Raw genomic sequence first — 23,911 nt, forward strand, 5'->3', positions numbered from 1 at the left:
CGTCCGCCAAGGGGCGCTGCGACCGTGACCCAGAGTACGGCCAGGCTTGGCAGAACCGATGACACGTCCCATGGACGTGCCGTCCGCAACAACGGCGCCCGGTTGCCATCACCCGCCCTGACGTCCGCATGTTCGATGCGGCAGGGACCGAACCGGAGCACCCCATGAACGACAACACCAAGACCTTCTCGACCGAAGGCGATTACAAGATCGCCGACATCACCCTGGCCGACTGGGGCCGCAAGGAAATCGACATCGCCGAGCACGAGATGCCCGGCCTGATGTCGATCCGCAAGAAGCACGCCGCCGAGGCGCCGCTCAAGGGCGTGCGGGTCACCGGCTCGCTGCACATGACGATCCAGACCGCGGTGCTGATCGAGACCCTGAAGGACATCGGGGCCGACGTGCGCTGGGCGTCGTGCAACATCTTCTCGACCCAGGACCACGCCGCCGCCGCGATCGCCGCGACCGGCACCCCGGTGTTCGCCTGGAAGGGCGAGTCGCTGGAGGAATACTGGGATTGCACACTGGAGGCGTTGAGCTTCCGCGACGGCAAGGGCGGCTTCCTCGGCCCGCAGCTGGTGGTCGATGACGGCGGCGATGTGACCCTGCTGATCCACAAGGGCTATGAGCTCGAGAACGGCAGCAAGTGGGTCGATGAACCGGCCTCCTCGCACGAGGAGCAGGTGATCAAGAACCTGCTCAAGCGCGTCGCGACCGAGCGCCCGGGTTACTGGCACACCGTGGTCAATGACTGGAAGGGCGTCTCCGAAGAGACCACCACCGGCGTGCACCGCCTGTACCAGTTGGCCGAAGCCGGCTCGCTGCTGATTCCGGCGATCAACGTCAACGACTCGGTCACCAAGTCCAAGTTCGACAACCTGTACGGCTGCCGCGAGTCGCTGGCCGATGGCCTGAAGCGCGCGATGGACGTGATGCTGGCCGGCAAGGTCGCGGTGGTCTGCGGCTATGGCGACGTTGGCAAGGGCTGCGCGGCGTCGCTGCAAGCCTACGGCGCGCGCGTGGTGGTCACCGAGATCGACCCGATCTGCGCCCTGCAGGCGGCGATGGAAGGTTTCGAGGTCAACACCATCGAGTCCACCCTGGGCCGCGGCGACATCTATGTCACCACCACCGGCAACAAGGACATCATCACCGCCGCACACATGCAGGCAATGAAGGACCAGGCGATCGTCTCCAACATCGGCCACTTCGACAACGAGATCCAGGTCGATGCGCTGAAGGCATTGCCGGGCGTGCAGCACGTCAACATCAAGCCGCAGGTGGACAAGTACATCTTCGGCAACGGAAACGCGATCTTCCTGCTGGCTGAGGGCCGCCTGGTCAACCTCGGCTGCGCCACCGGCCACCCGAGCTTCGTGATGTCCAACTCGTTTGCCAACCAGACCCTGGCACAGATCGACCTGTGGGCGAACAAGGACAGCTACGGCAAGCAGGTCTACCTGCTGCCCAAGAAGCTTGACGAAGAAGTCGCGCGGCTGCACCTGGAGAAGATCGGGGTGAAGCTGACCACGCTGAGCAACGAACAAGCCGAGTACCTTGGCGTGCCGGTCGAAGGCCCGTACAAGCCGGATCATTACCGCTACTGATCGCGGCGGTTGATCGACAGAAAACGGGGGCTTCGGCTCCCGTTTTTTTTGCCTGCCGATTTTCTATACGGGACTTCAGTACTGCGGTATCTTCATCGCGATGAAGCGATATACTCCAACAATCCCATCGTGCCGGCCAGCCCATGATCCCGATCAGCTTCGAGTTCTACCCGCCCAAGACCGACGAGCAGCGCGCGCAACTCGACCGCACCACCACCAAGCTCAAAGCGCATTCGCCGGAGTACGTGTCGTGCACCTTCGGCGCTGGCGGCTCGACACTGAGCTACACCCCGGAGACTGTGGAACGGCTGCAGCACCAACATGAGCTCAGCTCGGCGCCGCACATCTCCTGCGTCGGCGGCACCCGCGCCGAGCTGGGCGAGTTGCTGCAGCGCTACAAGGCCATGGGCTGCCACCGCATCGTCGCCCTGCGCGGCGACCTGCCGTCGGGCATGGGCCACCCCGGCGACTTCCGCTACGCCACCGACCTGGTCGAGTTCATCCGTCGCGAACACGACGGCCAGTTCCACATCGAGGTCGCCGCCTACCCGGAGGTGCACCCGCAGGCACGCGATGCCCATGCCGACATCGGCCACTTCGTGCGCAAGGTCGAGGCCGGCGCCGACGGCGCGATCACCCAGTATTTCTACAACGCCGACGCCTATTTCCGCTTCGTCGATGACGTCCGCGCCGCCGGCGTCGACATCCCGATCGTGCCCGGGATCATGCCGATCTCGAACTTCAGCCAGCTCCGGCGTTTCTCCGAGATGTGCGGCGCCGAGATCCCGCGCTGGATTGCCCAACGCATGCTGGCCTATGGCGACGACGCCGAAAGCGTCCGCGGCTTTGCCACCGACGTGGTGGCTGGCTTGTGCAAGCAATTGGTCGAAGGCGGCGCCCCGGGCCTGCACTTCTACACGCTGAACCTGGCAAAACCGAGCATGAACGTGCTCGCCAAGTTGGCCTGAGTTCAGCGGCGGTTGCCAGGGCGTTCAGTCCTGAAGCCCTTTGGTTACAAGGCTTTGACGGGGCCGGGCGGATTCTGTGGGTATCCCCCGCTGGTCCCCCGTCACCATGAACAGGCACTCGCTGATCCTCCTCGCCGCAACCGTGCTGGGCGCACTCGCCATGCCCGGCGTTGCGCCTGCCCAAGGCGGCAACCTCCAGGACGGCATCCAGCGATGCGAGGCGCCCGACGGCACCCAGATCTACACCGACAAGGCCTGCGCGACGTTCGGCGCTACCGCGATGCCGATGTCGGGCGAACTGCTGACGCGCCTGGCCTCCGACAATGCCGGCGATGACGGCGCCGCCCATGCCGTGTTCGGCGGCCGCCGTGCCCCGGCAGTTGCGCGCCGTTCCGCCGCCAGCGGCTGCGCCCGCTCCTCGACCCAACTGTCGATGGATCTGCAAGGTGCATGGGCGCTGGGCGACGTCAACCGGATCGCCGAGAGTTATCACTGGGTCGGGCTCGACTCCGGCCAGACGCGTTCGATCATGCAGCGGCTGGGCCACCTGGCGGAGCAACCGCTGTGGCAGGCCCACTATTTCGACGCCCGGATCGGTGGCGGGATGATGCAGTTGGCCGATGCCTCCGGCGGCGCCAACCACAGCGATGTCGGGGTCATGCAACTCGTGTTCGGCGACGACGCGTCGCGCCAGGTACAGGATTTCAAGGTCCGGCGTTACCACGGCTGCTATTTCGTCCAGTTCTGAGCGACCCGCTTCAACGATGCGTCGCCGCCGCGTACGCTGGCGGGATGCCGTTCCATCCTGACCAGACATTGCTCCCGCCCGGGTTGTCGCGCCGCGGCGGTCTGGTCGCGCTCGGACTGTTGTGCGCGCTGGCCTGGTCACCCCACGCGGCCGCCCAGGTCAACCGCTGCCAGCACAGCGACGGCACCGTGGCGTATACCGACCATCGCTGCTCGGACATCGGCGCGGTCGAACGGGCACCCTCGCCCGCCCGCGGCGGCAGTCGCCGGATCTATCGTGGTGGCTGCGCGCGCAACGTGCAGGACCTGATGTTCGAGATGACCACCGCGATCGACGGTGGCGACGCGAACCGGCTTGCCAGCGTCTACCACTGGGCTGGCATGTCCAGCCGCGGCGCCACCGCAGTGATGACCCGGTTTGCCGCGGTGGTCAGCCGGCCACTGGTCGACATCGTGCCTGTGGTGCCGGAGCCGGAGCCATTGCCTGTGTTCACGCGGACCGTGGGCGAGCCCGGCGCTGCAGAGGTTGTGGAGGTAGTCAGCGAACGCTATTACCCCTCTACGGTGATGGACGCCAAGCCGGTTGCATTGCGGGTCGTGCAGACCCTCGAGAACGGCGTCACACCATCGGAAACGGTGTTCGGGTTGCACCGCTACTTCGGCTGCCTGTGGATCAGGAATTGAGTCGCCGGGCGGATCCATGCGCCCGCCCGCGCACCCATCCAGCGCGACCCTCGCGGCGCCAGCAGGCACAATAGATCGCTACCAACCCCGGAACCCCGACGATGCAATACCCCGAATGGATCTGGCACAACGGCGCGATCAAGCGCTGGGAAGATGCAACCACCCACGTGATGTCGCACGCGCTGCACTACGGGTCGTCGGTGTTCGAGGGTATCCGCAGCTACGAGACGCCTGACGGCCCGGCGATCTTCCGCCTGACCGACCACAACACCCGCCTCTACGCGTCGGCCCGGATCTATGACATGCCGATGCCCTACAGCGTGGCCGAAGTCAACGCGGCCTGCCGCGAGGTCATCCGTCGCAATGGACTGGGCAAGGCTTATCTGCGTCCCCTCGCTTTCCGCGGCCTCGGCGGCTTCGGCCTGGCTGCCGACACCCCCGTTGAGCTGTCGGTGGCGGCCTGGGAAATGGGCCCATACCTCGGCGCCGGCGTGCTGGAGGCCGGCATCGACGCTTGCGTGTCGAGCTGGCAGCGACTCGCCCCCAACACCATCCCGACCGGGGCCAAGGCCGGCGGAAACTACCTGTCCAGCCAACTGATCGCACGTGAGGCACGTCGGCTCGGCTTCGGCGAAGGGATCGCGCTGGCATCGACCGGTCTGCTGTCGGAGGGCGCCGGCGAGAACATATTCCTGGTGTTCGACGGCGCCCTGCACACCACCCCGGTCAGTGCCGCGCTACTCAACGGCATCACCCGCAACTCGATCATCCGCCTGGCCCGCGATGCCGGCATCGAGGTGGTCGAACGGGACATGCCGCGCGAGTACATGTACCTGTGCGACGAGCTGTTCATGTGCGGCACCGCGGCGGAGATCACCCCGATCCGCTCGGTTGACGGCCGCCAGGTCGGCACCGGCAAGCCGGGCGCGTTGACCCGGCAAATCCAGTCGCTGTTTTTCGGCTTGTTTGATGGCCGTACGCCAGACACCCATGGCTGGCTGGAGCCACTGGAAGAACGGGCCAGATCGTAACCCTGGCTCAGGCCGGCGGGATTTCGCCAGTATCGGGATCGACACTGACATCGCTGGTCGCCGCCCGCGCGTTGCCTTCGTCGAACCTCAATGTCGCGACCACGCCAATCTCGGCACCTGGCCGTACCGACACGCTCCAGCCATACAGGTCGCACAGCCGGCGCACGATCGACAGGCCGATCCCGCCGCCTTGCGAGTAACCGGCGTGGGTGCCCCGATAGCCGCGCTGGAACACATGGGCGGCATCTTCCGCACTCAGCCCGGGGCCCGAATCAATCACCTCGACTGCGTTGGGCAGCATTCGTACGATCACCTCGCCCCGGGTGGTGTACTTGACTGCATTGCCGATCAGGTTGCCCAGCGCCACCGCGACGGCGGCTTCCGGTGCATCGACCACCAGCGGACCGAGCTCATCCTCAAGCCGCAACTGCAAGGGCTTTCCCGCAAGCTGGGTCCGATGCACATCCAGCGACTGCGCCGCCAGCTTGGCCACATCGGTCGAGCCACGCCCACGCTCGCTCCTGGACAGCAGCAACAGCGCGCTGATCAGGTCGGTACATTGCTGCTCGGCGCGCTCGATCCGGTGCAGGCGCGCGCGGCTCTTGTCGTCGATATCGGGTCGTGACAGCAACAATTCCGCCGCGCCGCGGATTACCGCCAGCGGCGTGCGCAGTTCGTGGCTGACATCGGCGTTGAACTCCCGGTCGCGCTGGACGACTTCGGTCAGTCGCCCGGCATAGTCATCCAGCGCCTCCGCCAACTGGCCGACCTCGTCATCGGGAAAATGCGCAGCCAGCTCCTCGGACTCGGCACTGCGGCCGGACATCTTGAGCCGCTTCGCCAGCTCCAGCACCGGGCTCATCACCCGCGACGCCGACCACCATCCCAGCACCAGCGACAGCAGGGTGAACAGCAACACCGAGCCGTACAAGGCGCGATTGAACTGCTCTTCGCTGCGCTTGGACTGGGTCATGTCGTAGGCCAGGAAGAACCAGGCCTGCGGCGTTTTCCGCACCGCCAGCTTGTACGCGAACTCCTCACCGGTCTCATCGACCCCGACCATGCCGGTGATGCCGTCGGACAGCCCGTACCACTCGGGTCGGTTGCGCCGGACCGACCCGAACTTGTCGGGTGTGTAGACATAGGCGCGGATCTGGTCGACGGCGAACGCCGGGTTCTCCGGGTCCAGTTCAAACTGGCGCGCCGCCTCGGAGATGTTGCGATTCATCATCTCCTCGACCAGTTGGTTTTCCACCCGGGCGCGGGTCCAGTTGGTCGCCCAGGCAAACATCAGCGTCAGGCTGAAACCCAGCAGCACGAACGACAGGATGATGCGGCTGCGTAGACGCCGCCGGTAACGCATGCGACGGCGCATCGGCGCCGGCGAGCCGGACGCTGACTCAGCTCGCGGCATCGAGTTCGGCAATCCGGTAGCCAATGCCATGACGGGTATGGATCAGCGACGTTTCGAAAGGCTTGTCGACCACCGCGCGCAGCCCGTGGATATGCACTCGCAGGCTGTCGGAGTCCGGCAGCTCCTCACCCCATACCCGGGTCTCCAGCTCCTGCCGGGTCACCACCGCGGGCGACGACTCCATGAGTGACTGCAATATTTTCAGGCCGGTGGGATTGAGCTGCAGCAGCTTTCCCTGGCGACGCACTTCCAGCGTGTCCAGGTTGTACTCCAGGTCGGCGGCGGTCAGCACCCGGGTCTGCACCCCGCGTCCACGACGCGACAGCGCGTTCAGCCGGACTTCGACCTCCTGCAGTGCAAACGGCTTGACCAGGTAGTCATCCGCGCCCGAGTCGAACCCGGCCAGCTTGTTGTCCAGACTGTCGCGCGCGGTCAACATCAATACCGGGGTCTGCTTGCGCGCCTCGTTGCGCAGCTTCCGGCAGACCTCCAGCCCATCCATCCCCGGCAAGTTGAGATCAAGCACGATCGCATCGAAGTCATGCACGACCGCTAGGTGCAGCCCGGTAATGCCATCAGCGGCGAAGTCGACGGTGTGGCCCCGATCTTCCAGGAAGTCGCCCAGATTGGCGGCGATGTCCTGATTGTCTTCGATGACGAGGATGCGCATGAGGGGTTCCTGGTTGAGGGTTGGCCGGCAATCAGCGTGACAAGGTTCACATCATGGCAGTGTGCTGGCGCTGGGCACCAGCATAAAAGAAAGCCCAGACACGGGACCACCGCGCCTGGGCCAAAAGTTGTTGCCCGATACCGAAACCTGCATTGCCACTGCTGCGGTGTAATCGACTGACTTGGTCAATTGGCGCGAACACTGATATGCAACGGACAGTATTCCGGTCCAGATCAATCTACGTGGTGGCCGATTAAACGTTTGTTAATTGGACCCTCAGTTTTTCGCAGTGACACGCTTGGCCGCGCGACGTTTGTATCGCTGGGCCACGTAATCAACAATCTCGCCGGCCACATCGACGCCGCTGGCCGACTCGATGCCCTCCAGACCCGGCGAGGCATTCACCTCGAGCACCAGCGGGCCTTGGCGCGAACGGATCAGATCGACACCGGCGACGCCCAGTCCCAGCACCCGTGCCGCTCGGATCGCGACCTCCTGTTCAGCCAACGTGGCACGTGCGCCCTTGGCCTTGCCGCCCCGGTGCAGATTGGAGCGAAAATCCCCCGCCGGCGCCTGGCGTCGCATCGCGGCCACCACCTTGCTACCAACCACGAAGCAACGCAGGTCCGCGCCTTGGGCCTCGGGAATGAACTCCTGCACCAGAAATTGCGCGTACAGGCCACGCAACGCCTCGATCACTCCGCGCGAAGCCGACATCTTCTCGGTCAGCATCACTCCGGCGCCCTGGGTGCCTTCGTTGAGCTTGATCACGTGCGGGGGTGGCCCCAGCATCGACAACAGGTCGACGGTGTCATCGGGGTTGTCGCCAAACACCGTTGCCGGCATCCCGATCCCCTGCGCGGCGAGCAGCTGGTGACTGCGCAACTTGTCGCGCGCGCGCAGGATCGCGTCCGACGGATTCGGGCTGAGGGTGCCCATCAGCTCGAACTGGCGCAGTACCGCGCTGCCGTAGCGGGTGACCGAGGCACCGATACGGGGAATTACCGCGTGGTAACCGGAGATCGGCCGGCCCTTGTAGTTCATCGCAAAGCCATCGCCGGAGATGCGCATGTAACAACGCAACGGATCGAGCGTGCGGACGCTGTGGCCCTGCTCGCGGGCGGCCTCGACCAGGCGCCGGGTCGAGTACAACTTGGTGTTGCGCGACAGGATCGCGAGTTTCATGCGGACAGGGTCCATGGGTGGTCGAACGAACGATCGGATACGGGCTTGCCGTGCAGGAACGAGCGTGCCGGATCGACCATGAACGCATGGGCCATCGCGGTACGGCCGAGCAACATCGGAAACAGCATGCCTCGTCGGTCGGCCAGGTTGATATCGATCTGGCGCTCGATACCTCCCAAGCGTAGCGACGTCCTTACGAACGCGCGACGGGTCCGATGGCCACCCGAGTCGGTGACCTCGCGCTCGTCCGCCAATGGCGCGAAACACTCCATCGAAATGCCGCCGACGCCACCCGGCGTCAACTGAAAGCCGACCCATGGCGCGCCGCCCTCGACGAAACGCCACTGCGCGTCGACATGCAGCGCCGAGCTGCGCGCGCCACTGTCGACCTTGGCCCGGATCGCGGCCACCCCGAGGGCCGGCAAGTCGACCCATTCCCGCCAGCCCAATACAACCCTTGGCATCATCTGCTTCCGCTCCGGGCGAAATTGTATCGATGGTGCAACCATCACGGTGACCCGCCCATGACAGACCCGAGAACATGGGTGCCGTCATCGGCGCGAGCCAACGAAAACGGCGGCCCCGTCCATCAGGACCAGGCCGCCGCGCATGTGGAGCGGGTGAAGGGAATCGAACCCTCGTCAGTTGCTTGGGAAGCAACAGCTCTACCATTGAGCTACACCCGCATCACGCCAGTTTAAAGCCTTTGCCGGGCGCCGGGGAAGCCCGCCTCAGAAGGTTCCGCCCATGGTGGCGAACACGGTGGCGTGGTGGCCACCCTGCTGGCCCAGCGTCAGGCTGCTGCCGATGTTCGCGTCCAGTCCCATCACCCGCGTGCGGGCGCCGAACATCAAGCTGCCGTAGCTGTCATCGAACGCAACCCCGGGCACCGCAAATTGCGCCGTACCCGGCATCGACTGCAACTGGCCGAAGGCCTGCGACGGGGCATCCTCGAACTCGCGGTCGATGGTCGCCCTTGCATACGGCTGCAGATGCTCGCTGGCGATGTAACGCAGTTGCCAGCCTGCGGTGCCGATCAGCGAGTCGAACTCCTGCTCCGGGTACGCCAGCGAGGTCGACAGCTGCGGATCGCTCTCGCCGAACCCGTCAATCCGGATCTTCTGCGCGAGTACGCCCAACACCGGCCCATGACGCAATGCGCCATTACCGAACTCCCAGCCCGCATTCACGCCGGCACTGACGTTGCTGCCATCCACGTCCGCGCGGTGCACCCGGGTGACGCGGCCCAGGTTGGCATTGCGCTCGAGATCGAAGCCCAACTGGCTATAGCTCACCTGGGCGTTGACCCAGGCCCCGCTACCGGCAGTCCAGCCCAGGTAACCACCGATGCTGGCGGCGCTCTGGTCGAAACTGCCACCGCTGCGGCCCCAGTCCTGCTTCAGCTGGCCATAGCCGCCAAACCCGCCAAGCGTCAGGCCATCGCGGTGCCAGTCGACACCGACCGTCACGGCCGGGCCGGCGCCGTCATACAGGTCGCCATGATCGTAACGCTGGAAATCCCCACGCACGTCGCCCCACCAGCGATTGCCGTTGGTCATCGTCACGCCGGTCAGCTGCGCGGCAACACGGTCGGCGCGGGCACGTCCGACCATCGACGCGGAATTGGCCAGCACGGCGACCTGGCGCGGCGCTTCCAGGATCGATGCAGCATAGTCGGCGATCACCTCATGCGCCGCGCCGGAGGGGTGCACGCCATCGGCAAACAGGTAACTGGTGGCGGCATCCGGGGTCACGTAGCTGCCGGGCTGGCAGGTAACGGACTGGGCGGTGATCTGGGGTTGGCAGGCCGTGCCGGTGATGTTGCTGAAACCGAACCCGGCTGGACTGGCGGCAACTTCCTGGAACAGATGGAACATATCCAGCGGAATCACCTGCAACCCCGCCGCGGCCAGTCCGCCGTATAACGCGTCGTTGTAAACCGTCGCCAACTGGGTCAGCTGGCCTTGTGCGAGGGCGCCCTGCGCGCGTGCCGATGGCGTCAGCCCCAGGTCGGGGATGCTGGGCACCAGCACGTACTGCGCGCCAGCCGCCTGCAACGCGCCAACGACGCCGATCTGCGCGGTCACTGCGGCACCGATGGTGGCCTGGGGCGGCGCGCCCTGGGCGACCGCGAACAGATCATTATTGCCACCCCACACCGTGTACAGGGCATTGGGATCAGCGACGCCGCGAGTGGCGGTGAGGTAGCTGGTGACCTGGGTCATCATCGACGGCGTCGGCCCGAGCGCGCCGACCGAGTCTTCCCCTGCACGCGCGCCACCGACCGCGTAATTGCTGCCGCCCTGGTTGGCTGCGCTCGCCTGGGTGCCATAGAAGTCCGCCAGGTATTCGGACCAGACCAGCCCCGGGTTGGTGGTGAACTTGCCCAGGATGGCGGCCTGCGGACCCACCGCCTGGATCAACGCGGGCCGGAAGTGTCCAGAGTCGGTCAGGCTGTCGCCAAAGAAGATGGTCTGCGAATACGGCTGATCGTTGGCCTCGGGGTCACCTGCCACGGCCAGCGACGGCGCGAAGGCGAGTGCAACGGCAATGGCGAGGGCGGCGCGAATAGGTTTCAACGGGATCACTCCTGCGATGGGCAAAACACGGGCCAGCGCCACAATACGCCAGCGGACGGCCTGTATCGAAACACGGGTGTTGGCCGCAGACAAGCCACATCAGCCACCAGCGCCAACCGCCAACCCGCTTGATTGTTGCCAGCGGCGCATCAGCGAGCCGGTCGCCGGGCTGGCCCTTTTCGGCCCGTCCCGAGACAATGCCGGCATGGACATCATTCTCAATGGCGAACCGCGCGCGCTCGCGGCCCCCACCACGCTGGCCCGTCTGTTACAGGACGAGGGCCTGGCCGAACGCCGGGTTGCAGTGGAGATCAACGGCCAGATCGTGCCGCGCAGCCAGCACGACGAACGCGCGCTGACCGACGGCGACCGGATCGAGATCGTGCATGCCCTGGGCGGCGGCTGACGCCGGGTCAATTATTGCGATGCTGATCCCGGCGGCCTGCGGTGCGATAATCGCGGCATGAACGCATTCAACGCCACCGACTTCCGCGCCGCCGACCCCTTGCTGATTGCCGGCAAGGCCTACACCTCGCGCCTGCTTACCGGCACCGGCAAGTTCGTCGACCTGGACCAGACCCGGCGCGCGACCGAGGCCGCCGGGGCACAGATCGTCACCGTCGCGATCCGCCGCACCAATATCGGCCAGAATCCGGGTGAACCCAACCTGCTGGACGTGCTGCCGCTGGACCGTTTCACGATCCTGCCCAATACCGCCGGCTGCTACACCGCCGACGAGGCAGTGCGCACCTGCCGGCTGGCGCGCGAACTGCTCGACGGGCGCAACCTGGTCAAGCTGGAAGTGCTGGGCGACCACAAGACGCTGTACCCCGACGTGGTGCAGACCCTGGCCGCCGCCGAGACATTGGTCAAGGATGGCTTCGAAGTGATGGTCTACACCTCCGACGACCCGCTGCTGGCCAAGCGACTGGAAGAAATTGGTTGCGTGGCGGTGATGCCGCTGGCAGCACCGATCGGTTCCGGGCTCGGTATCCAGAACAAGTGGAACCTGGTGGAGATCGTGGAGAACGCGAAGGTGCCGATCATCGTCGACGCCGGCGTGGGCACCGCCTCCGATGCTGCCATCGCGATGGAACTTGGCTGCGATGGCGTGCTGATGAACACCGCGATCGCCGGTGCCAGGGATCCCGTGCTGATGGCCCACGCGATGCAGTTGGCCATCCAGGCGGGGCGCGCCGCGTTCAAGGCCGGCCGGGTGGCGCGCAAGCGTTATGCCAGTGCCTCCAGCCCGGTGGAAGGCATCATCGGCTGATGCCCGACAGCGACCCGCCGCAGCCGACCGCTCCCAAAGCGCCGAAGCCCGCTTCCGGCAAACCGTTCATCGTCACCGAAGGCCATCGCCAGATCCGCAGCTTCGTGTTGCGCCAGGGCCGCTTCACCCCGGCCCAGCAGCGCGCGTTCGACCAGCAGTGGGAGCGCTTCGGGATCGACTTCAGGCCGGCCGAAAGCCGCGACCAACCCCGTGACTTCGACACCGTGTTCGGACGCGTCGCACCGCGGGTGGTGGAGATCGGGTTCGGCAATGGCGAGGCGTTGCTGTTCGCCTCCCGGCACGACCCGGCGCGCGACCTGATCGGCATCGAGGTCCATGCGCCCGGCGTCGGCCGCCTGCTCAACGCCTTGGCACTGGACGATGCCATCAACGTGCGTGTCTACCACCACGATGCGGTCGAGGTGCTGACCCACGAGGTGGCCGACGCCAGCCTTGATGAGGTCCGGATCTACTTCCCTGATCCATGGCACAAAAAGCGCCATAACAAGCGGCGTTTGTTGCAACCCGGGTTCGCCGCCCTGCTGGTTCGTAAACTCGCCCCGGGCGGTCGCTTGCACCTCGCCACCGATTGGCACGACTATGCTGAGCAGATGTGGGACGTGCTGGATGCGACCGACGGCATCGTCAACCGCGCCGGCAAGCGCGGCTCGGTGCCGCGGCCGGACTGGCGCCCGCAGACGCATTTCGAGACCCGCGGCCAGAAACTCGGCCATGGCGTCTGGGATCTTCTTTACGACCGCTGCTGACGGTTGCTGACCAAAAGACAGGCCGACCACCAAAGTGTTCAACCCGGGCATGGACACCGCACTGACGCTTACCACCGACATGAAGCTGGTACTGGGGCTGGTGGTGTTCACGATGGTGATGTTCCTGTTCGAGCGCGTCCGCGCCGACGTGGTCGCGCTGGTCGTGTTGGTGCTGCTGGGCCTGTCGGGACTGGTCTCACCGGACATCATCTTCAACGGCTTCTCGTCCAACGCGGTGATGAGCATCATCGCCACCATGATCCTGGGCGCCGGCCTGGACCGCACCGGCGCGCTCAACCGGCTGGCGGCGTGGTTGTTGAGGCGCTCGCACGGAATCGAGGAACGCCTGCTGCTGCTGACCGGCGCAGTGGCCGGCCTGAACTCCTCGGTGATGCAGAACCCGTCGGTCATGGCGTTGTACCTGCCGGTGGCATCGCGCCTGTCATCGCGAACCGGGCTTACCCTGCCGCGGCTGTTGTTGCCGCTGGCCACCGCGATCGTGATGGGCAGCTCGTTGACGATGGTCGGCAACTCGCCGCTGATCCTGCTCAATGACCTGTTGCTGGCGGCCAACAGCAACCTGCCATCGGGTGCTGCGTCGCTGGAGCCGTTGCAGATGTTCGCGACCCTGCCGATCGGTTTGGCGTTGCTGGCCACCTCGTTGCTGTATTTCAGGTTCTTCGGCAGCAAGCGTCTGCACGAGGGCGTCGGCAAGGGCGCCACCCCGGCGCGCACCCAAAGCTATTTTGAGGACGCCTACGGCATCGAGGGCGATGTCTACGAGTTGACCGTCACCGCCGACAGCCCGCTGGTGGGCATGTCCCTGGGTGAGGCGGAAACGCTGCACCATGCACCGCTGATCCTGGCCATCAAGACCAAGGACGATGCACGGCTGTCACCGTCTGCCGATGCGCGGATCTGGGTCGGCAGCGTGCTGGGCGCGATGGGACCCAGGCAGCAGGTCGCGGATTTCGCCCAGAACCAGATGCTGCGGATGAGTTCGCGGTTGCGCGTATTCGCCGACTTGTTCAACCCGAGCCGTGCGGGCATTTCCGAGGCGGTGATCCCGGCGAACTCCAAGTTCATCGGCAAGACCGCGCGCGATCTGCACTTGCGCAAGACCCACAGCCTGAGCCTACTCGCCGTCAATCGCGACAAGAAGGTGATGCGCGAGGATGTGCGCAACCTGGCGTTGCGCGCCGGCGACATGCTGGTGCTGCACAGCATCTGGGCCAACCTCGCCGACGCTGCCAAGGGCAAGGACCTGGTGGTGGTGACCGATTACCCCAAGGGCGAGCAACGCCCGCACAAGCTGAAGATCGCACTGGGTATTTTCGCCCTGGCCATGTTGGTTGCCTTGTCGTCGCGGCTGCCGGTATCGATCGCACTGATGTCCGGCGTTGCCGGGATGCTGCTGACCGGGGTGATCCACATCGACGAGGCGTACTCGGCCATCAGCTGGAAGACGGTGTTCCTGATGGCCTGCCTGATTCCGCTGGGCTGGGCGATGGACTCCAGCGGCGCGGCGGCCTGGGTCGCCGGGCACAGCATCGAGCGATTGCCAGACGGCACTCCGACCTGGTTGCTGCAATTGCTGCTGGGCTTGCTGACCACCGCGTTTTCACTGGTGATCAGCCATGTCGGCGCGGCCATCGTGATGGTGCCACTGGCCATCAACCTGGCGCTCGCGGCCGGTGGCGACCCGACCGCGTTCGCGTTGATCGTCGCGTTGTCGGCGTCGAACAACTTCATGACCGCATCCAACCCGGTGATCTCGATGATCACCGGGCCGGCGGGATATACCGGCAAGGAACTGTGGAAGGTCGGCGGGCCGTTGTCACTGGCCTATACCGCGATCGCCGTGCTGATGGTGAACTTGTTGTTCTGAGCGGGTTGTTCTGAGCGGGCTGTTCTGAGTGGGTTGTTCTAGACCGAGGCCTTCGCACTGGCAGCGCTACTTTTCAGCCACACCGCACCGTCACGCACTTCCACCGCCACCGCGCGCAGCGAATCCCCGCGGCATGGCCCGGCAACGCACTCGCCGTGCTGCAACTCGAAACTGGCGCCATGCGCGGCGCAGACCAGCAACCCGTCCTTGCTCTTCAGGAACTGGCCCGGCGCCCAGTCCAGCTGACGACCGGCATGCGGACAGACATTGAGCCAGGCGCGCACCTGCCCGCCATCGCGATACAGGACCAGCGGTTCCATGTCGTCATCCAGGTCCGCGCCAACCGCGGCAAACTCACCATCGGCGAGACGATCCATCGCGATAAGCGCTACCGGGTTCATTCGCGGTTTTATTAACGAATTTCTCACGAATTTCTCCTCGTACCGGCGGATACTGCCGGCTCCGGCCTTCCGCCGCATTGTGCCATGATGTATTCAATGAGCAGCCAGACTTTCCGTTTCAACAACGATTTCCTCCAGTCACGCGTCCGCGCCGCCTTTGAGCCACGCAAACCGCGCAACCCGTTGCTGCGCTTCCTGATGGGTGCCCTCGGTCTCGGGTTGCTTGCGCTGCTGGTGGTTGTCGGTGCCGTCATCGGATCGGCAATGCTGGCAGCGGGCCTGGTTTACCGGCTGTTCCGCGGCCGCAGCCAGCCGTTGCCGCACCGTCGCGCCGCCGCCGGCCAGCACGACCCGCGCGTGGTCGAGGGCGAGTTCCGCGTTGTCGACAAGTCGACCCAGCCGCGCTGACTTACCCGCGATGCCGGGCAACGATGTAATCCCTGCACCCGAGCAGGCCCGTATCCCCGTCCGCGGTACCGGCGACGCAGGCTTTTTCCCGGTCCGTCGGATTTATTGCGTGGGGCGCAACTTCGCCGACCATGCACGTGAGATGGGAGCCGTTGCGCCCGCGTCGAAAGCCGAGCGCGGCAGTCCGGTGTTCTTCTGCAAGCCGGCCGATGCACTGGTGCTCGATGGCGTCGTCCCCTACCCGCGCGGCACCACCGAGCTGCACCACGAGGTCGAACTGGTGGTCGCGCTAGGCGCCGACGCTCCGGCCGGCGTGCTCGACCCGGCTGCCGCCGGCGCGCTGGTGTTCGGCTACGGGATCGGCCTGGACCTGACCCGCCGCGACCTCCAAGCGGCCGCCAAGGCCAAGGGCCTGCCCTGGGACACCGGCAAGGCATTCGATCATTCCGCGCCGATCAGCGCGCTGGTGCCGGCCGCCGAGGTCGGCGATCTGGCGACGTGCACGCTGAGCTTGAAGGTCAGTGGCCAGCTCCGCCAGCACGGTGCGTTCGCCGACCTGATCTGGGACGTGCCGGACATCCTGCATGAGCTGTCGAAGCTATACGCCCTGCGCGCCGGGGACCTGGTGTTCATGGGCACGCCGGCCGGGGTCGGCCCGTTGCTACCGGGCGATACCTTCCACGCACACCTCGATGACCTCGTCGAGCTGCATGGCCGCGTCACTGACACCGTTACCACGTTATAGTTTCCGCGGTATTGCCCAACTACCCAAGGAGATCACCTGATGAGCATGGTCAGCGAGTTCAAGGCATTCATCGCGCGCGGCAACGTCCTCGACCTGGCGGTCGCGGTGATCATTGCCGCCGCATTCGGCAAGATCGTCACCGCGCTGGTCGACGGCATCATCATGCCGATCGTGGGCATGGCGATGGGTGGGGTCGATTTCTCGCAGTTGTTCTTCGCCCTCGACGGTGGCGACTACGCCAACCTCGCGGCCGCGCAGGAGGCTGCGGCACCGGTCATTACCTATGGCGCGTTCATCCAGACCATCATCGACTTCCTGCTGATCGCATTCGTGATCTTCATGATCATCAAGGCCTACAACAAGATGATCACGAAGGAAGCCGCCGCCCCGGCTGCGCCGGCGGAAGAAGTGCTGTTGCTGCGTGAGATCCGCGATTCGCTGAAGCAACCTGGCCTCTGAGCGACCACACCAAGGCAATCTCAAAGCGTGGCACGCCGCCATGTGACTTGAGGCACGCCATTATGAAGTCGCGAGTTGTTACGCTCGCGGCTTCATTGTTTTTCGGGCCATGGCCCGGCAGGAGATCCGATGCGCATTCCATTGCTGCTGGGCACCACCCTGGCCACCTCCCTGATGCTCGCCGGTACTGTCCACGCCGCGCCGGCGGACACCCATATCCCCGATGCCGCGATGGACACCGCTGCGCAATTGCGCGCCACTGCGCTGGCCAGCGACCTGGGCTACAAGATCACCGAATCGCTGACCACTGAAGTCGGTCCGCGGCTGGCCGGCAGTCCAGCCGATGCCCGTGCGGTCGCCTGGGCCAAGGCCAAGTTCGAGGAACTCGGCTACGACAAGGTCTGGACCGAGCCGGTCACGTTCCCGAAGTGGGAGCGTCGCAGCGAGAGCGCGCAGGTACTGGGCGCCCATTCACAGAACCTGGTACTGACGGCATTGGGCGGCAGTCCGGGCGGCACGGTCACCGCTGAGGTGGTGCGCTTCGCCGACCTGGCCGCGCTGGAAGCCGCACCGGCCGACTCACTGGACGGCAAGATCGCCTTCATCGATTACAAGATGGAACGTGCCCGCGATGGCAGCGGCTACGGTCTGGGCTCACGTACCCGTTCGGGCGGCCCTTCGGCCGCGATCCGGGCCGGCGCCAGCGCCTACCTGATGCGCTCGGCCGGCACCGACTCCCATCGCAACCCGCACACCGGCATTACCCGCTTCGACGAAGGCCTGACCCCGATCCCGTCCGCCGCGCTGGCCGCGCCGGACGCCGACCAACTGACCCGCCTGCTCGCTTTGGGCAAGCCGGTACAGGTGAAAATGGCGCTGGACACCGGCTGGAACGGCGAGGCCACTTCCTACAACGTGATTGGCGAGATCACCGGCAGCAGCAAGCCCGACGAAGTCGTGTTGATCGGCGGACACCTGGACTCGTGGGATGCCGGCACCGGCGCGATCGACGACGCCGCCGGGGTTGGCCTGACCATGGCCGCCGGCAAGTTGATCGGTGACCTGCCGACCGCCCCGGCGCGCACCATCCGGGTGGTCGCGTTCGCCAATGAGGAGCAAGGCCTGTGGGGCGGCAAGGCGTATGCCGAAACCCATGCCGACCAGGTCAAGCAGCATCAGATTGCCGCAGAGAGCGATTTCGGCGCCGGCCGCATTTATGCTTTCGACAGCTCCGCGCCGGAGTATGCCAAGGCGGCCGAAGCGCAGATCCTGGAGGCGCTCGCACCGCTGGGAATTGAGCACGCGCCCGGTGACGGCGGCCCCGGTCCCGACATCAGCCCGTTCGCACGCGACGGCCTGGCATGGGCAAGCCTGAGCCAGGACGGCACCGACTATTTCGACCTGCACCACACCCCGGACGACACCTTCGACAAGATCGACCCCGAAGCCCTGGCGCAGAACGTCGCGGCGTATGCGGTGTTTGCCTACCTGGCCGCATCGGCCGAAGGGGATTTTGGTGGCGGCGAGACACCCGCGCAGGACTAGCTCCAGCCCATGCCCCAGCGCTATGACGATTTCGGTTACATCTCCCTGGACCCGGTTGCGGGTATCTATCGTCTTGGCGCCAACGGGCCCAGCTTGACCACCGCGCTGGCCGCCGCCAGCGCCACCAAGCGACGGGTCGCATTGCTGCACATCAACATCGACATGTTCCGTTCGATCAACGCGAACATGGGCGAGGAGGTCGGCGACAAGGTCCTGGCCGCAACGGCTCAGCGGCTACGCAAGACAATCCCTCAAGACGGCTGGTTATGGCGACTTGCGGGCGACCAGTTCATCGCCGCCATCGGTTACCGGGACGGGGAGTCCGACGGCAGCAACCTGGCCAACCTGTTGCGCGATGCCTTCGAGACGCCGCTGTCCATCCCACCCTATACGGTGCCGATCACGTTCTCGATCGGGGTGGCGATATTTCCCGACCATGCCAGCAACGCCGCCGCGTTGCTGGCCAAGGCCGAGCAAGCCCTTCTCCGGGTCAAGCAGGAAGGCCTGGACGCCGTCGGCCTGTATGTCTCCAAGCCGGGACACACCGCATCCAACGACGGCTTTGCCGAACGCTTCGCCAAGGCGCTGGACAACGACGAGTTCCGTCTGTTCTACCAACCCCTGGTCAATGCCGATGATGGCGGGTTGTCGGGTTTCAGTGCCTTGCTGCGCTGGCAGACCGAGGACCAGGGCCTGATGCTGCCGAACCGCTTCATCGAGATCGTTGATCGCGTCGGGTTGTCAGAGCCGCTGGGCTGGTGGGTCGTCGAATCAGCATTGCGCCAGCTGGCGCAATGGCAAAACCAAGGCCTGGATTACCTCGGCATATCGGTCCACCTTGACGAGCCGCTGCTCACTCATCGCGACTGCGTGGATCGGATCGGCACGCTATTGCACAAGTACGGTTTGCCGGCGAAGGCATTGGAGTTCGAGATCGCCGAACACGTACTCGCGCTCGACACCCGCCAGGTCCTGGACAATCTTGCCGGCTTGCGCGCTTTGGGGGCCACCCTGACCGTGCACGACTTCGGCCTGGGTGGCCTGAGCATGTCCGCGCTGGCCCAATACCCGCTGGACCGGCTGAAAATCGACCGCAGCTTCATCCTCAACGTCGCCAGCAACACCCGCAGCGCGGCCATCGTGCGCGGCATCATCGCCATGGGCCACAGCCTGGGCATGAAGGTCACCGCGAAGGGAGTCGAAAGCGAGGCCGAGCTTGGCTTCCTGCGTCGCAACCATTGCAATTTCCTCCAGGGTTACCTGTTCAGCGCACCGCTGCCGGCCGACGAACTGGACGACCTCATCCGGCGCCGTTTCCTGCTGCCGGAGGCATTCACCGCCAACCGTCCCGCACGCACCTTGCTGCTTCTCGACGATGAGGAGAACGTGTTGCGATCGCTGGTGCGGTTGTTCCGCCGCGACGGCTACCAGATCTTGACCGCCAACGGGGTACGCGAGGCATTCGACCTGCTGGCCAGCAACCCGGTCCAGGTGATCCTGTCCGACCAACGCATGCCTGACATGAGCGGCACCGAGTTCCTGACCCGCGTGCGCGACATGTACCCCGATACGGTACGCATGGTGTTGTCGGGCTACACCGACCTGACCACCATCACCGAGGCGATCAACCACGGATCGATTTACCGCTATCTCACCAAGCCCTGGAACGACGATGAATTGCGCGAGCACATCCAGGCCGCGTTTCGCGCCTACGAACAGCATGCGACCGGCCATGACTGACGCAATTACTGTGGCGTGGAAGTCGCAGCCCCCGGCAGTGTCGCCAACCCGGTGGGCTGCGTGATCGGCAACACCACCCGGAACGTGCTGCCCACACCCAGCCGGCTGGATACCTCGATGCGGCCGTGGTGCTTGGCCACGATGGAGTAGCAGACCGCCAGGCCCAGGCCGGTACCGCGCCCAATCGGCTTGGTGGTGTAGAACGGGTCAAAGACCCGCTGCAGTACTTCATCGGGTATGCCACAGCCACTATCGCTGATGCTGATCCATACCTCTCCATCGTCCGCGCCGGTGGCCATCACGATCACGCCGCGCTCATGGATGGCCTGGCCGGCATTGATCAGCAGGTTCATCAATACCTGGTTGATCTCCGAGACATGGCACTCCACCGGTGGCAGCGGACTGTAGTACTTCTCGATCCGCACCTTGTACTTGAGGTCGTTCCAGACGATGTTGAGCGTGGATTCCAGGCCCTTCTCGATGTCGGCGGCCTGCATCGGTTCATCGGGACCCACCCGGGAGAAATCCTTCAGGTCCTGGACGATCTTGGTGACCCGTTCGATCCCTTCGCGGGACTCCTCCAGCAGCTTCGGGACGTCGCCGATGATGAAGTCGATATCCAGACGCTCTCGCATCGCCTGCAGCTGCTTCCGACTGGCTCCGGGGGCGCTTTCATCCAACGCCGTGTCGTAAGCCTCCAGCAACGCGAGCAACGCGCCGACATACTCTTGCAAGGTGCCCAGGTTGGAGTGGATGTAGCCCACCGGATTGTTAATCTCGTGGGCGACGCCTGCGGCGAGCTGGCCGATCGACGCCATCTTCTCGGACTGCAGCAGCTGTTCCTGGGTCCCGGCCAGCCGTCGATAGGTGCTTTCCAGTTCATCGTGGCGTTGTTGCAACTCTGCTTCGCGTGCCGAGCGGACGGTGACGTCCCAGAAGGTCGCAAACCGCTGGCCCCGACCGCCGGGTTCGGCGAACAGCCGGATCTCCAGCACCATCGCTGGCGCCTCGATCACCACCTCACCACTCCACCGGCCGTCGCGACAGGCGATGTCCCAGGCGTCCTCGGGAATGTGCCCGGGCAGGACCGATATCGCATTGCTCCCGGCGTTTGTCGTGCTGGCCAGCAATCGCTGTCCCAACACGTTGGCGGCGGCATTGGACCGCTCCGCTTGACCAGCCGGGTTGAACAGGATGATCGCGGTGTCCGTCAACGAGACCAGCGTCAACAGGTCCTCACTCCATGGGGGACGTTCGTCTGTGCTGGTCGCGTCGTTCATCCCACTCCGAGAGCGCGCACCTGTGGACGTGCGCTGGCTTGTCCATCGGTATCGTACACGCCCGCCGATTCCATGCGGCCAAGGTGCCGTAGCGCCCAGGTCACTTCACGGCGACGACGCGTGAGCAACACGTTGTTGGCACGGTTCAATTCACTGAGCGCAATCACGCGCCCGGAGAAGTCGTCACTCAATGGACGCTTCTCCACTTCCCTCAACGCAACCAGCTTGGCCTGGGTCGATCCGAGCAACGCATCGACGTCATGGGTCAACAATGCCTGACGCTCGGCTTGCAGCGCCTGCTCCAACGCGTCCAGCGACGCTGTTACCGATGGCTGCATCGCCGTGATGGTCATTTCAGCAATGCGTCCTCGAACGCCAGCATGCGCGACGCGACCTGCTGCGGATCGACCTGATAGCTGCCATCCGCCAGCGCCGCGCGAACCTCGTTCACACGGGCCACGTCGATACCTGCCGGCGCGGCCAGGGAGCGCTCCAGGACCTGCAGGCCCGCCGCCTCACCGGTTAAAAGCATGCGGTCCGTCGCCGGTGTCGCCGCCACGGGTTCGGAACGGTCTCCACCGGCACGGACGCGGGCCTGGCTGGGGGCGGCCAACTCGGCAGCGCGGGCGGCGGGCGGTGGGGCGCCATTGATCTGGTTGGACATCACTTAACTCCTGATTGCTCGTCGACCCCGGTAACGACCGGCCCGGAAGGAACTTTAGCCAATGGCGTCAACAATTTCAGCGCATCACTTCAACCACGCCATCGCCGACCAGGCGGCCACGGATGATGCGCCGCGACGCCAGGTTCTCAACCGCGACCGTGGCCCCCGGCTCTGCGCGGCCCAGCGCACGACCGGCCATCCGTACTTCCACCCCGCCGATGCGCGAGACCAGCATGACCGGATCACCACGCTTGAGTAGCGGGCCATCGGCCAGGTCAGCATCGGTCAATGCCGCACCCGGCACCAGCCCCTGGACCGCGGTCAGACCGATGACCGCACCCGGTTCACGAAAGCCCTTGCCGCCAGCGCCGGCCATGTCCCGCCGACGTACCACCACGTCGGCGGCGGTAATCAACTGCCCGGCAGGGACTGCCTTGGCCAGCACCACGACATCGGCCTCCCGGCGAACCCGCACCGGCACGTAAAGGCGCCAGCCGGGCGCATCGTCGCAGCGGACCTGGACCGTATGCGGCCCGGTTGGCACGGCCTTCAGTGGCGTAGTACAGGTTGCCAGTTGCAATGCCGGATCGACCATGGCTTCCGAGCCGGTCCCGGCAACGCCCAGTGCCGCCAACGCGGCCTCGCGGATGTCGGCCGGCCGGGTTGCCTGGGCGCCGGACGGCAGCGCAAACGCAGCAACCAGCAGTGTTGATAGCGACAGGCAACGACACCAGGGTCGAGAACGGGACGGAAGCAAAATGCATCTCACGCAGGAGGTCAGCCATTGCACAAGCAATTTGCATGCCGCGGGCAATCTCGCGGGGTGGCGGGCGATGACTCAAGAACTGCCGGGCAAAGCCGACAACCTACCCATGAGCCACCAACTGCTGGACCGAATCGATCAACGTACCCGCCTGGCCGGTCACAACCGACTGGCATTGCTGTTGTTCCGGCTGGGCCAGCGTCAGCTTTTTGGCGTCAACGTATTCAAGGTCCAGGAGGTCATCCCCCGTCCGCCGTTGTTCACCCTGCCGCAACTGCCGGCAGCGTTCAACGGCGCGGCCGATATCCGCGGCCGCACCGTTCCGGTGCTCGATCTGGCGCGGGCGATCGGCTATGACACCGGCGGCGCGCCGCCGCCGGCCTACCTGGTGGTCACCGAGTTCAACCGGAGCGTGCAGGGCTTCCTGGTGGCTGGCGTGGACCGGATCGTCAACGTCGCCGTCGAGGATATCCAGCCGCCACCCGACCTGGGCGGAGAAGGCAATTACCTGACCGGCGTGACCCGCCACCATGGCGAGCTGATCCAGCTGATCGACGTGGAGAGCGTGTTGGCCGAGTCGTCGCCCCGGGCCAGCGACGCCAGCGGCATCGTCGCATTGCAGCCCACTGCAGGATCACCGCAGGAGGTGCTGGTTGTGGACGACTCGCGCGTGGCCCGCAACCAGATCCGCGCGGTGCTGGAGCAGTTGGGCCTGCCCTCGACCCTGCTCTCGGATGGTCGCCAGGCCCTGGAGCACCTGCAGCAACTGGCAGAAAGCGGCCTGCCGCCCCAGCACCGCTACGCCATGGTGATCTCCGATATCGAGATGCCGGCAATGGATGGTTACACGCTGACGACGGAAATCCGACGCGACCCGATGCTGCGGGGGCTGTATGTACTGCTGCACACCTCGCTGTCGGGCGTGTTCAACCACGCCATGGTGGAGCGCGTGGGGGCGGACGACTTCGTCCCCAAGTACTCCGAGCATGAGCTGGCGCAACGCATTGCCGCCCGGATGAACGCACTCCAGAAGGCCTGCTGACGCCCAGCTGCAGCGGCTGTGGCACGCCGCTTGCTTGATCCGGGGGGA

The 23,911-nt window shown here is 65.4% G+C and carries 25 protein-coding genes, 1 tRNA gene and 1 riboswitch; of the genes, 15 read left to right on the plus strand and 11 right to left on the minus strand.

Annotated elements, in window-relative coordinates; translation table 11 throughout:
- Window positions 1-2: 2 nt before the first annotated feature.
- Window positions 3-107, plus strand: a riboswitch (S-adenosyl-L-homocysteine riboswitch).
- A 57-nt stretch (window positions 108-164) separates the two neighbouring features.
- The 5 genes from ahcY (at window position 165) to ACW7G0_RS09475 (ending at window position 5,040) form a co-directional block, all read left to right on the plus strand.
- The gene (gene ahcY, locus ACW7G0_RS09455; RefSeq protein ID WP_456989291.1) at window positions 165-1,610 is read left to right on the plus strand and encodes an adenosylhomocysteinase; all 1,446 of its coding nucleotides are present in this window, start codon (window positions 165-167) and stop codon (window positions 1,608-1,610) included.
- A 143-nt stretch (window positions 1,611-1,753) separates the two neighbouring features.
- The gene (metF, locus tag ACW7G0_RS09460; protein WP_456989292.1) at window positions 1,754-2,578 is read left to right on the plus strand and encodes a methylenetetrahydrofolate reductase [NAD(P)H]; all 825 of its coding nucleotides are present in this window, start codon (window positions 1,754-1,756) and stop codon (window positions 2,576-2,578) included.
- A 106-nt stretch (window positions 2,579-2,684) separates the two neighbouring features.
- Entirely contained in the window at window positions 2,685-3,326 is a 642-nt protein-coding gene (locus ACW7G0_RS09465; RefSeq protein WP_456989293.1) for a hypothetical protein, read from the plus strand.
- Window positions 3,327-3,370: 44 nt separating this feature from the next.
- Window positions 3,371-4,009: a hypothetical protein gene (locus tag ACW7G0_RS09470; protein ID WP_456989294.1), complete on the plus strand. Its 639-nt coding sequence runs from the start codon at window positions 3,371-3,373 to the stop codon at window positions 4,007-4,009.
- Window positions 4,010-4,110: 101 nt separating this feature from the next.
- Window positions 4,111-5,040: a branched-chain amino acid transaminase gene (locus ACW7G0_RS09475; RefSeq protein ID WP_456989295.1), complete on the plus strand. Its 930-nt coding sequence runs from the start codon at window positions 4,111-4,113 to the stop codon at window positions 5,038-5,040.
- Window positions 5,041-5,047: 7 nt separating this feature from the next.
- Here ACW7G0_RS09475 and ACW7G0_RS09480 read toward each other — a convergent pair whose 3' ends face one another.
- From ACW7G0_RS09480 to ACW7G0_RS09505, 6 genes are all read right to left on the minus strand, one after another.
- The gene (locus ACW7G0_RS09480) at window positions 5,048-6,454 is read right to left on the minus strand and encodes a sensor histidine kinase (RefSeq protein ID WP_456989296.1); all 1,407 of its coding nucleotides are present in this window, start codon (window positions 6,452-6,454) and stop codon (window positions 5,048-5,050) included.
- The gene (locus ACW7G0_RS09485) at window positions 6,441-7,124 is read right to left on the minus strand and encodes a response regulator transcription factor (protein ID WP_456989297.1); all 684 of its coding nucleotides are present in this window, start codon (window positions 7,122-7,124) and stop codon (window positions 6,441-6,443) included. The genes ACW7G0_RS09480 and ACW7G0_RS09485 overlap by 14 nt, the downstream gene beginning before the upstream one ends.
- A gap of 276 nt (window positions 7,125-7,400) precedes the next feature.
- Window positions 7,401-8,309 carry a 30S ribosomal protein S6--L-glutamate ligase gene (gene rimK / locus ACW7G0_RS09490; protein ID WP_456989298.1) on the minus strand — a complete coding sequence of 303 codons (909 nt, stop codon included), beginning with the start codon at window positions 8,307-8,309 and terminating at the stop codon, window positions 7,401-7,403.
- On the minus strand, window positions 8,306-8,776 hold the full coding sequence (locus tag ACW7G0_RS09495) for an ATP-dependent zinc protease family protein (RefSeq protein ID WP_456989299.1): 471 nt from the start codon (window positions 8,774-8,776) through the stop codon (window positions 8,306-8,308). The genes rimK and ACW7G0_RS09495 overlap by 4 nt, the downstream gene beginning before the upstream one ends.
- A gap of 145 nt (window positions 8,777-8,921) precedes the next feature.
- A tRNA-Gly gene (locus ACW7G0_RS09500) sits at window positions 8,922-8,995 on the minus strand.
- Window positions 8,996-9,040: 45 nt separating this feature from the next.
- Window positions 9,041-10,897, minus strand: coding sequence for an autotransporter domain-containing protein (locus ACW7G0_RS09505; protein ID WP_456989504.1), 1,857 nt, complete (start codon window positions 10,895-10,897; stop codon window positions 9,041-9,043).
- 196 nt (window positions 10,898-11,093) lie between these two features.
- Between ACW7G0_RS09505 and thiS the strand changes: the two genes are divergently transcribed.
- Genes thiS through ACW7G0_RS09525 form a run of 4 tightly spaced genes read left to right on the plus strand, consistent with a single transcriptional unit; the run spans window position 11,094 to window position 14,816 of the window.
- Window positions 11,094-11,294 carry a sulfur carrier protein ThiS gene (gene thiS, locus ACW7G0_RS09510; RefSeq protein ID WP_456989300.1) on the plus strand — a complete coding sequence of 67 codons (201 nt, stop codon included), beginning with the start codon at window positions 11,094-11,096 and terminating at the stop codon, window positions 11,292-11,294.
- Window positions 11,295-11,351: 57 nt separating this feature from the next.
- Window positions 11,352-12,161 (plus strand): thiazole synthase, encoded by an 810-nt coding sequence (locus ACW7G0_RS09515; RefSeq protein WP_456960842.1) that lies wholly within the window; start codon window positions 11,352-11,354, stop codon window positions 12,159-12,161.
- Window positions 12,161-12,928, plus strand: a complete 768-nt coding sequence (gene trmB / locus ACW7G0_RS09520; RefSeq protein WP_456989301.1) for a tRNA (guanosine(46)-N7)-methyltransferase TrmB — start codon at window positions 12,161-12,163, stop codon at window positions 12,926-12,928. Before ACW7G0_RS09515 ends, trmB begins: the two co-directional genes overlap by 1 nt.
- 49 nt (window positions 12,929-12,977) lie before the next feature.
- The gene (locus tag ACW7G0_RS09525; protein ID WP_456989302.1) at window positions 12,978-14,816 is read left to right on the plus strand and encodes an SLC13 family permease; all 1,839 of its coding nucleotides are present in this window, start codon (window positions 12,978-12,980) and stop codon (window positions 14,814-14,816) included.
- Window positions 14,817-14,854: 38 nt separating this feature from the next.
- On the opposite strand, the gene ACW7G0_RS09530 is transcribed toward ACW7G0_RS09525, so the two are convergent.
- The gene (locus ACW7G0_RS09530; RefSeq protein WP_456989505.1) at window positions 14,855-15,217 is read right to left on the minus strand and encodes a Rieske (2Fe-2S) protein; all 363 of its coding nucleotides are present in this window, start codon (window positions 15,215-15,217) and stop codon (window positions 14,855-14,857) included.
- 96 nt (window positions 15,218-15,313) lie between these two features.
- Here ACW7G0_RS09530 and ACW7G0_RS09535 point away from each other — a divergent pair, with 96 nt between their 5' ends.
- From ACW7G0_RS09535 to ACW7G0_RS09555, 5 genes are all read left to right on the plus strand, one after another.
- Complete coding sequence (locus tag ACW7G0_RS09535) at window positions 15,314-15,625, plus strand: hypothetical protein (RefSeq protein ID WP_456989303.1); 312 nt, start codon at window positions 15,314-15,316, stop codon at window positions 15,623-15,625.
- A 10-nt stretch (window positions 15,626-15,635) separates the two neighbouring features.
- A complete protein-coding gene (locus ACW7G0_RS09540) occupies window positions 15,636-16,370 on the plus strand; it encodes a fumarylacetoacetate hydrolase family protein (protein ID WP_456989304.1) in 735 nt (244 codons plus the stop codon).
- A gap of 39 nt (window positions 16,371-16,409) precedes the next feature.
- Window positions 16,410-16,829, plus strand: coding sequence for a large conductance mechanosensitive channel protein MscL (mscL, locus tag ACW7G0_RS09545; RefSeq protein ID WP_456989305.1), 420 nt, complete (start codon window positions 16,410-16,412; stop codon window positions 16,827-16,829).
- Window positions 16,830-17,003: 174 nt separating this feature from the next.
- A complete protein-coding gene (locus ACW7G0_RS09550; protein ID WP_456989506.1) occupies window positions 17,004-18,374 on the plus strand; it encodes a M28 family peptidase in 1,371 nt (456 codons plus the stop codon).
- Window positions 18,375-18,383: 9 nt separating this feature from the next.
- On the plus strand, window positions 18,384-20,114 hold the full coding sequence (locus ACW7G0_RS09555; RefSeq protein WP_456989306.1) for an EAL domain-containing protein: 1,731 nt from the start codon (window positions 18,384-18,386) through the stop codon (window positions 20,112-20,114).
- A gap of 5 nt (window positions 20,115-20,119) precedes the next feature.
- Here ACW7G0_RS09555 and ACW7G0_RS09560 read toward each other — a convergent pair whose 3' ends face one another.
- The 4 genes from ACW7G0_RS09560 to flgA all read right to left on the minus strand — a co-directional run bounded on the left by ACW7G0_RS09560 (window position 20,120) and on the right by flgA (window position 22,815).
- Entirely contained in the window at window positions 20,120-21,394 is a 1,275-nt protein-coding gene (locus tag ACW7G0_RS09560; RefSeq protein ID WP_456989307.1) for an ATP-binding protein, read from the minus strand.
- Entirely contained in the window at window positions 21,391-21,732 is a 342-nt protein-coding gene (locus tag ACW7G0_RS09565) for a flagellar protein FlgN (RefSeq protein WP_456962913.1), read from the minus strand. Before ACW7G0_RS09565 ends, ACW7G0_RS09560 begins: the two co-directional genes overlap by 4 nt.
- Window positions 21,733-21,743: 11 nt before the next feature.
- Window positions 21,744-22,058, minus strand: a complete 315-nt coding sequence (flgM, locus tag ACW7G0_RS09570; RefSeq protein WP_456960830.1) for a flagellar biosynthesis anti-sigma factor FlgM — start codon at window positions 22,056-22,058, stop codon at window positions 21,744-21,746.
- 76 nt (window positions 22,059-22,134) lie between these two features.
- A complete protein-coding gene (gene flgA / locus ACW7G0_RS09575; protein ID WP_456989308.1) occupies window positions 22,135-22,815 on the minus strand; it encodes a flagellar basal body P-ring formation chaperone FlgA in 681 nt (226 codons plus the stop codon).
- A 76-nt stretch (window positions 22,816-22,891) separates the two neighbouring features.
- Between flgA and ACW7G0_RS09580 the strand changes: the two genes are divergently transcribed.
- Window positions 22,892-23,863 (plus strand): chemotaxis protein CheV, encoded by a 972-nt coding sequence (locus ACW7G0_RS09580; RefSeq protein ID WP_456989309.1) that lies wholly within the window; start codon window positions 22,892-22,894, stop codon window positions 23,861-23,863.
- Window positions 23,864-23,911: the final 48 nt, after the last annotated feature.

It is taken from the genome of Lysobacter sp. A286, from assembly GCF_054052105.1.

What these genes read in the sequence shown, in the direction of transcription:
- ahcY (WP_456989291.1), top strand. Translation starts at nt 165, where the DNA reads ATGAACGACAACACCAAGACCTTCTCGACCGAAGGCGATTACAAGATC.
- metF (WP_456989292.1), top strand. Translation starts at nt 1,754, where the DNA reads ATGATCCCGATCAGCTTCGAGTTCTACCCGCCCAAGACCGACGAGCAG.
- ACW7G0_RS09465 (WP_456989293.1), top strand. Translation starts at nt 2,685, where the DNA reads ATGAACAGGCACTCGCTGATCCTCCTCGCCGCAACCGTGCTGGGCGCA.
- ACW7G0_RS09470 (WP_456989294.1), top strand. Translation starts at nt 3,371, where the DNA reads ATGCCGTTCCATCCTGACCAGACATTGCTCCCGCCCGGGTTGTCGCGC.
- ACW7G0_RS09475 (WP_456989295.1), top strand. Translation starts at nt 4,111, where the DNA reads ATGCAATACCCCGAATGGATCTGGCACAACGGCGCGATCAAGCGCTGG.
- ACW7G0_RS09480 (WP_456989296.1), bottom strand. Translation starts at nt 6,454, where the DNA reads ATGCCGCGAGCTGAGTCAGCGTCCGGCTCGCCGGCGCCGATGCGCCGT.
- ACW7G0_RS09485 (WP_456989297.1), bottom strand. Translation starts at nt 7,124, where the DNA reads ATGCGCATCCTCGTCATCGAAGACAATCAGGACATCGCCGCCAATCTG.
- rimK (WP_456989298.1), bottom strand. Translation starts at nt 8,309, where the DNA reads ATGAAACTCGCGATCCTGTCGCGCAACACCAAGTTGTACTCGACCCGG.
- ACW7G0_RS09495 (WP_456989299.1), bottom strand. Translation starts at nt 8,776, where the DNA reads ATGATGCCAAGGGTTGTATTGGGCTGGCGGGAATGGGTCGACTTGCCG.
- thiS (WP_456989300.1), top strand. Translation starts at nt 11,094, where the DNA reads ATGGACATCATTCTCAATGGCGAACCGCGCGCGCTCGCGGCCCCCACC.
- ACW7G0_RS09515 (WP_456960842.1), top strand. Translation starts at nt 11,352, where the DNA reads ATGAACGCATTCAACGCCACCGACTTCCGCGCCGCCGACCCCTTGCTG.
- trmB (WP_456989301.1), top strand. Translation starts at nt 12,161, where the DNA reads ATGCCCGACAGCGACCCGCCGCAGCCGACCGCTCCCAAAGCGCCGAAG.
- ACW7G0_RS09525 (WP_456989302.1), top strand. Translation starts at nt 12,978, where the DNA reads ATGGACACCGCACTGACGCTTACCACCGACATGAAGCTGGTACTGGGG.
- ACW7G0_RS09530 (WP_456989505.1), bottom strand. Translation starts at nt 15,217, where the DNA reads ATGAACCCGGTAGCGCTTATCGCGATGGATCGTCTCGCCGATGGTGAG.
- ACW7G0_RS09535 (WP_456989303.1), top strand. Translation starts at nt 15,314, where the DNA reads ATGAGCAGCCAGACTTTCCGTTTCAACAACGATTTCCTCCAGTCACGC.
- ACW7G0_RS09540 (WP_456989304.1), top strand. Translation starts at nt 15,636, where the DNA reads ATGCCGGGCAACGATGTAATCCCTGCACCCGAGCAGGCCCGTATCCCC.
- mscL (WP_456989305.1), top strand. Translation starts at nt 16,410, where the DNA reads ATGAGCATGGTCAGCGAGTTCAAGGCATTCATCGCGCGCGGCAACGTC.
- ACW7G0_RS09550 (WP_456989506.1), top strand. Translation starts at nt 17,004, where the DNA reads ATGCTCGCCGGTACTGTCCACGCCGCGCCGGCGGACACCCATATCCCC.
- ACW7G0_RS09555 (WP_456989306.1), top strand. Translation starts at nt 18,384, where the DNA reads ATGCCCCAGCGCTATGACGATTTCGGTTACATCTCCCTGGACCCGGTT.
- ACW7G0_RS09560 (WP_456989307.1), bottom strand. Translation starts at nt 21,394, where the DNA reads ATGAACGACGCGACCAGCACAGACGAACGTCCCCCATGGAGTGAGGAC.
- ACW7G0_RS09565 (WP_456962913.1), bottom strand. Translation starts at nt 21,732, where the DNA reads ATGCAGCCATCGGTAACAGCGTCGCTGGACGCGTTGGAGCAGGCGCTG.
- flgM (WP_456960830.1), bottom strand. Translation starts at nt 22,058, where the DNA reads ATGTCCAACCAGATCAATGGCGCCCCACCGCCCGCCGCCCGCGCTGCC.
- ACW7G0_RS09580 (WP_456989309.1), top strand. Translation starts at nt 22,892, where the DNA reads ATGACTCAAGAACTGCCGGGCAAAGCCGACAACCTACCCATGAGCCAC.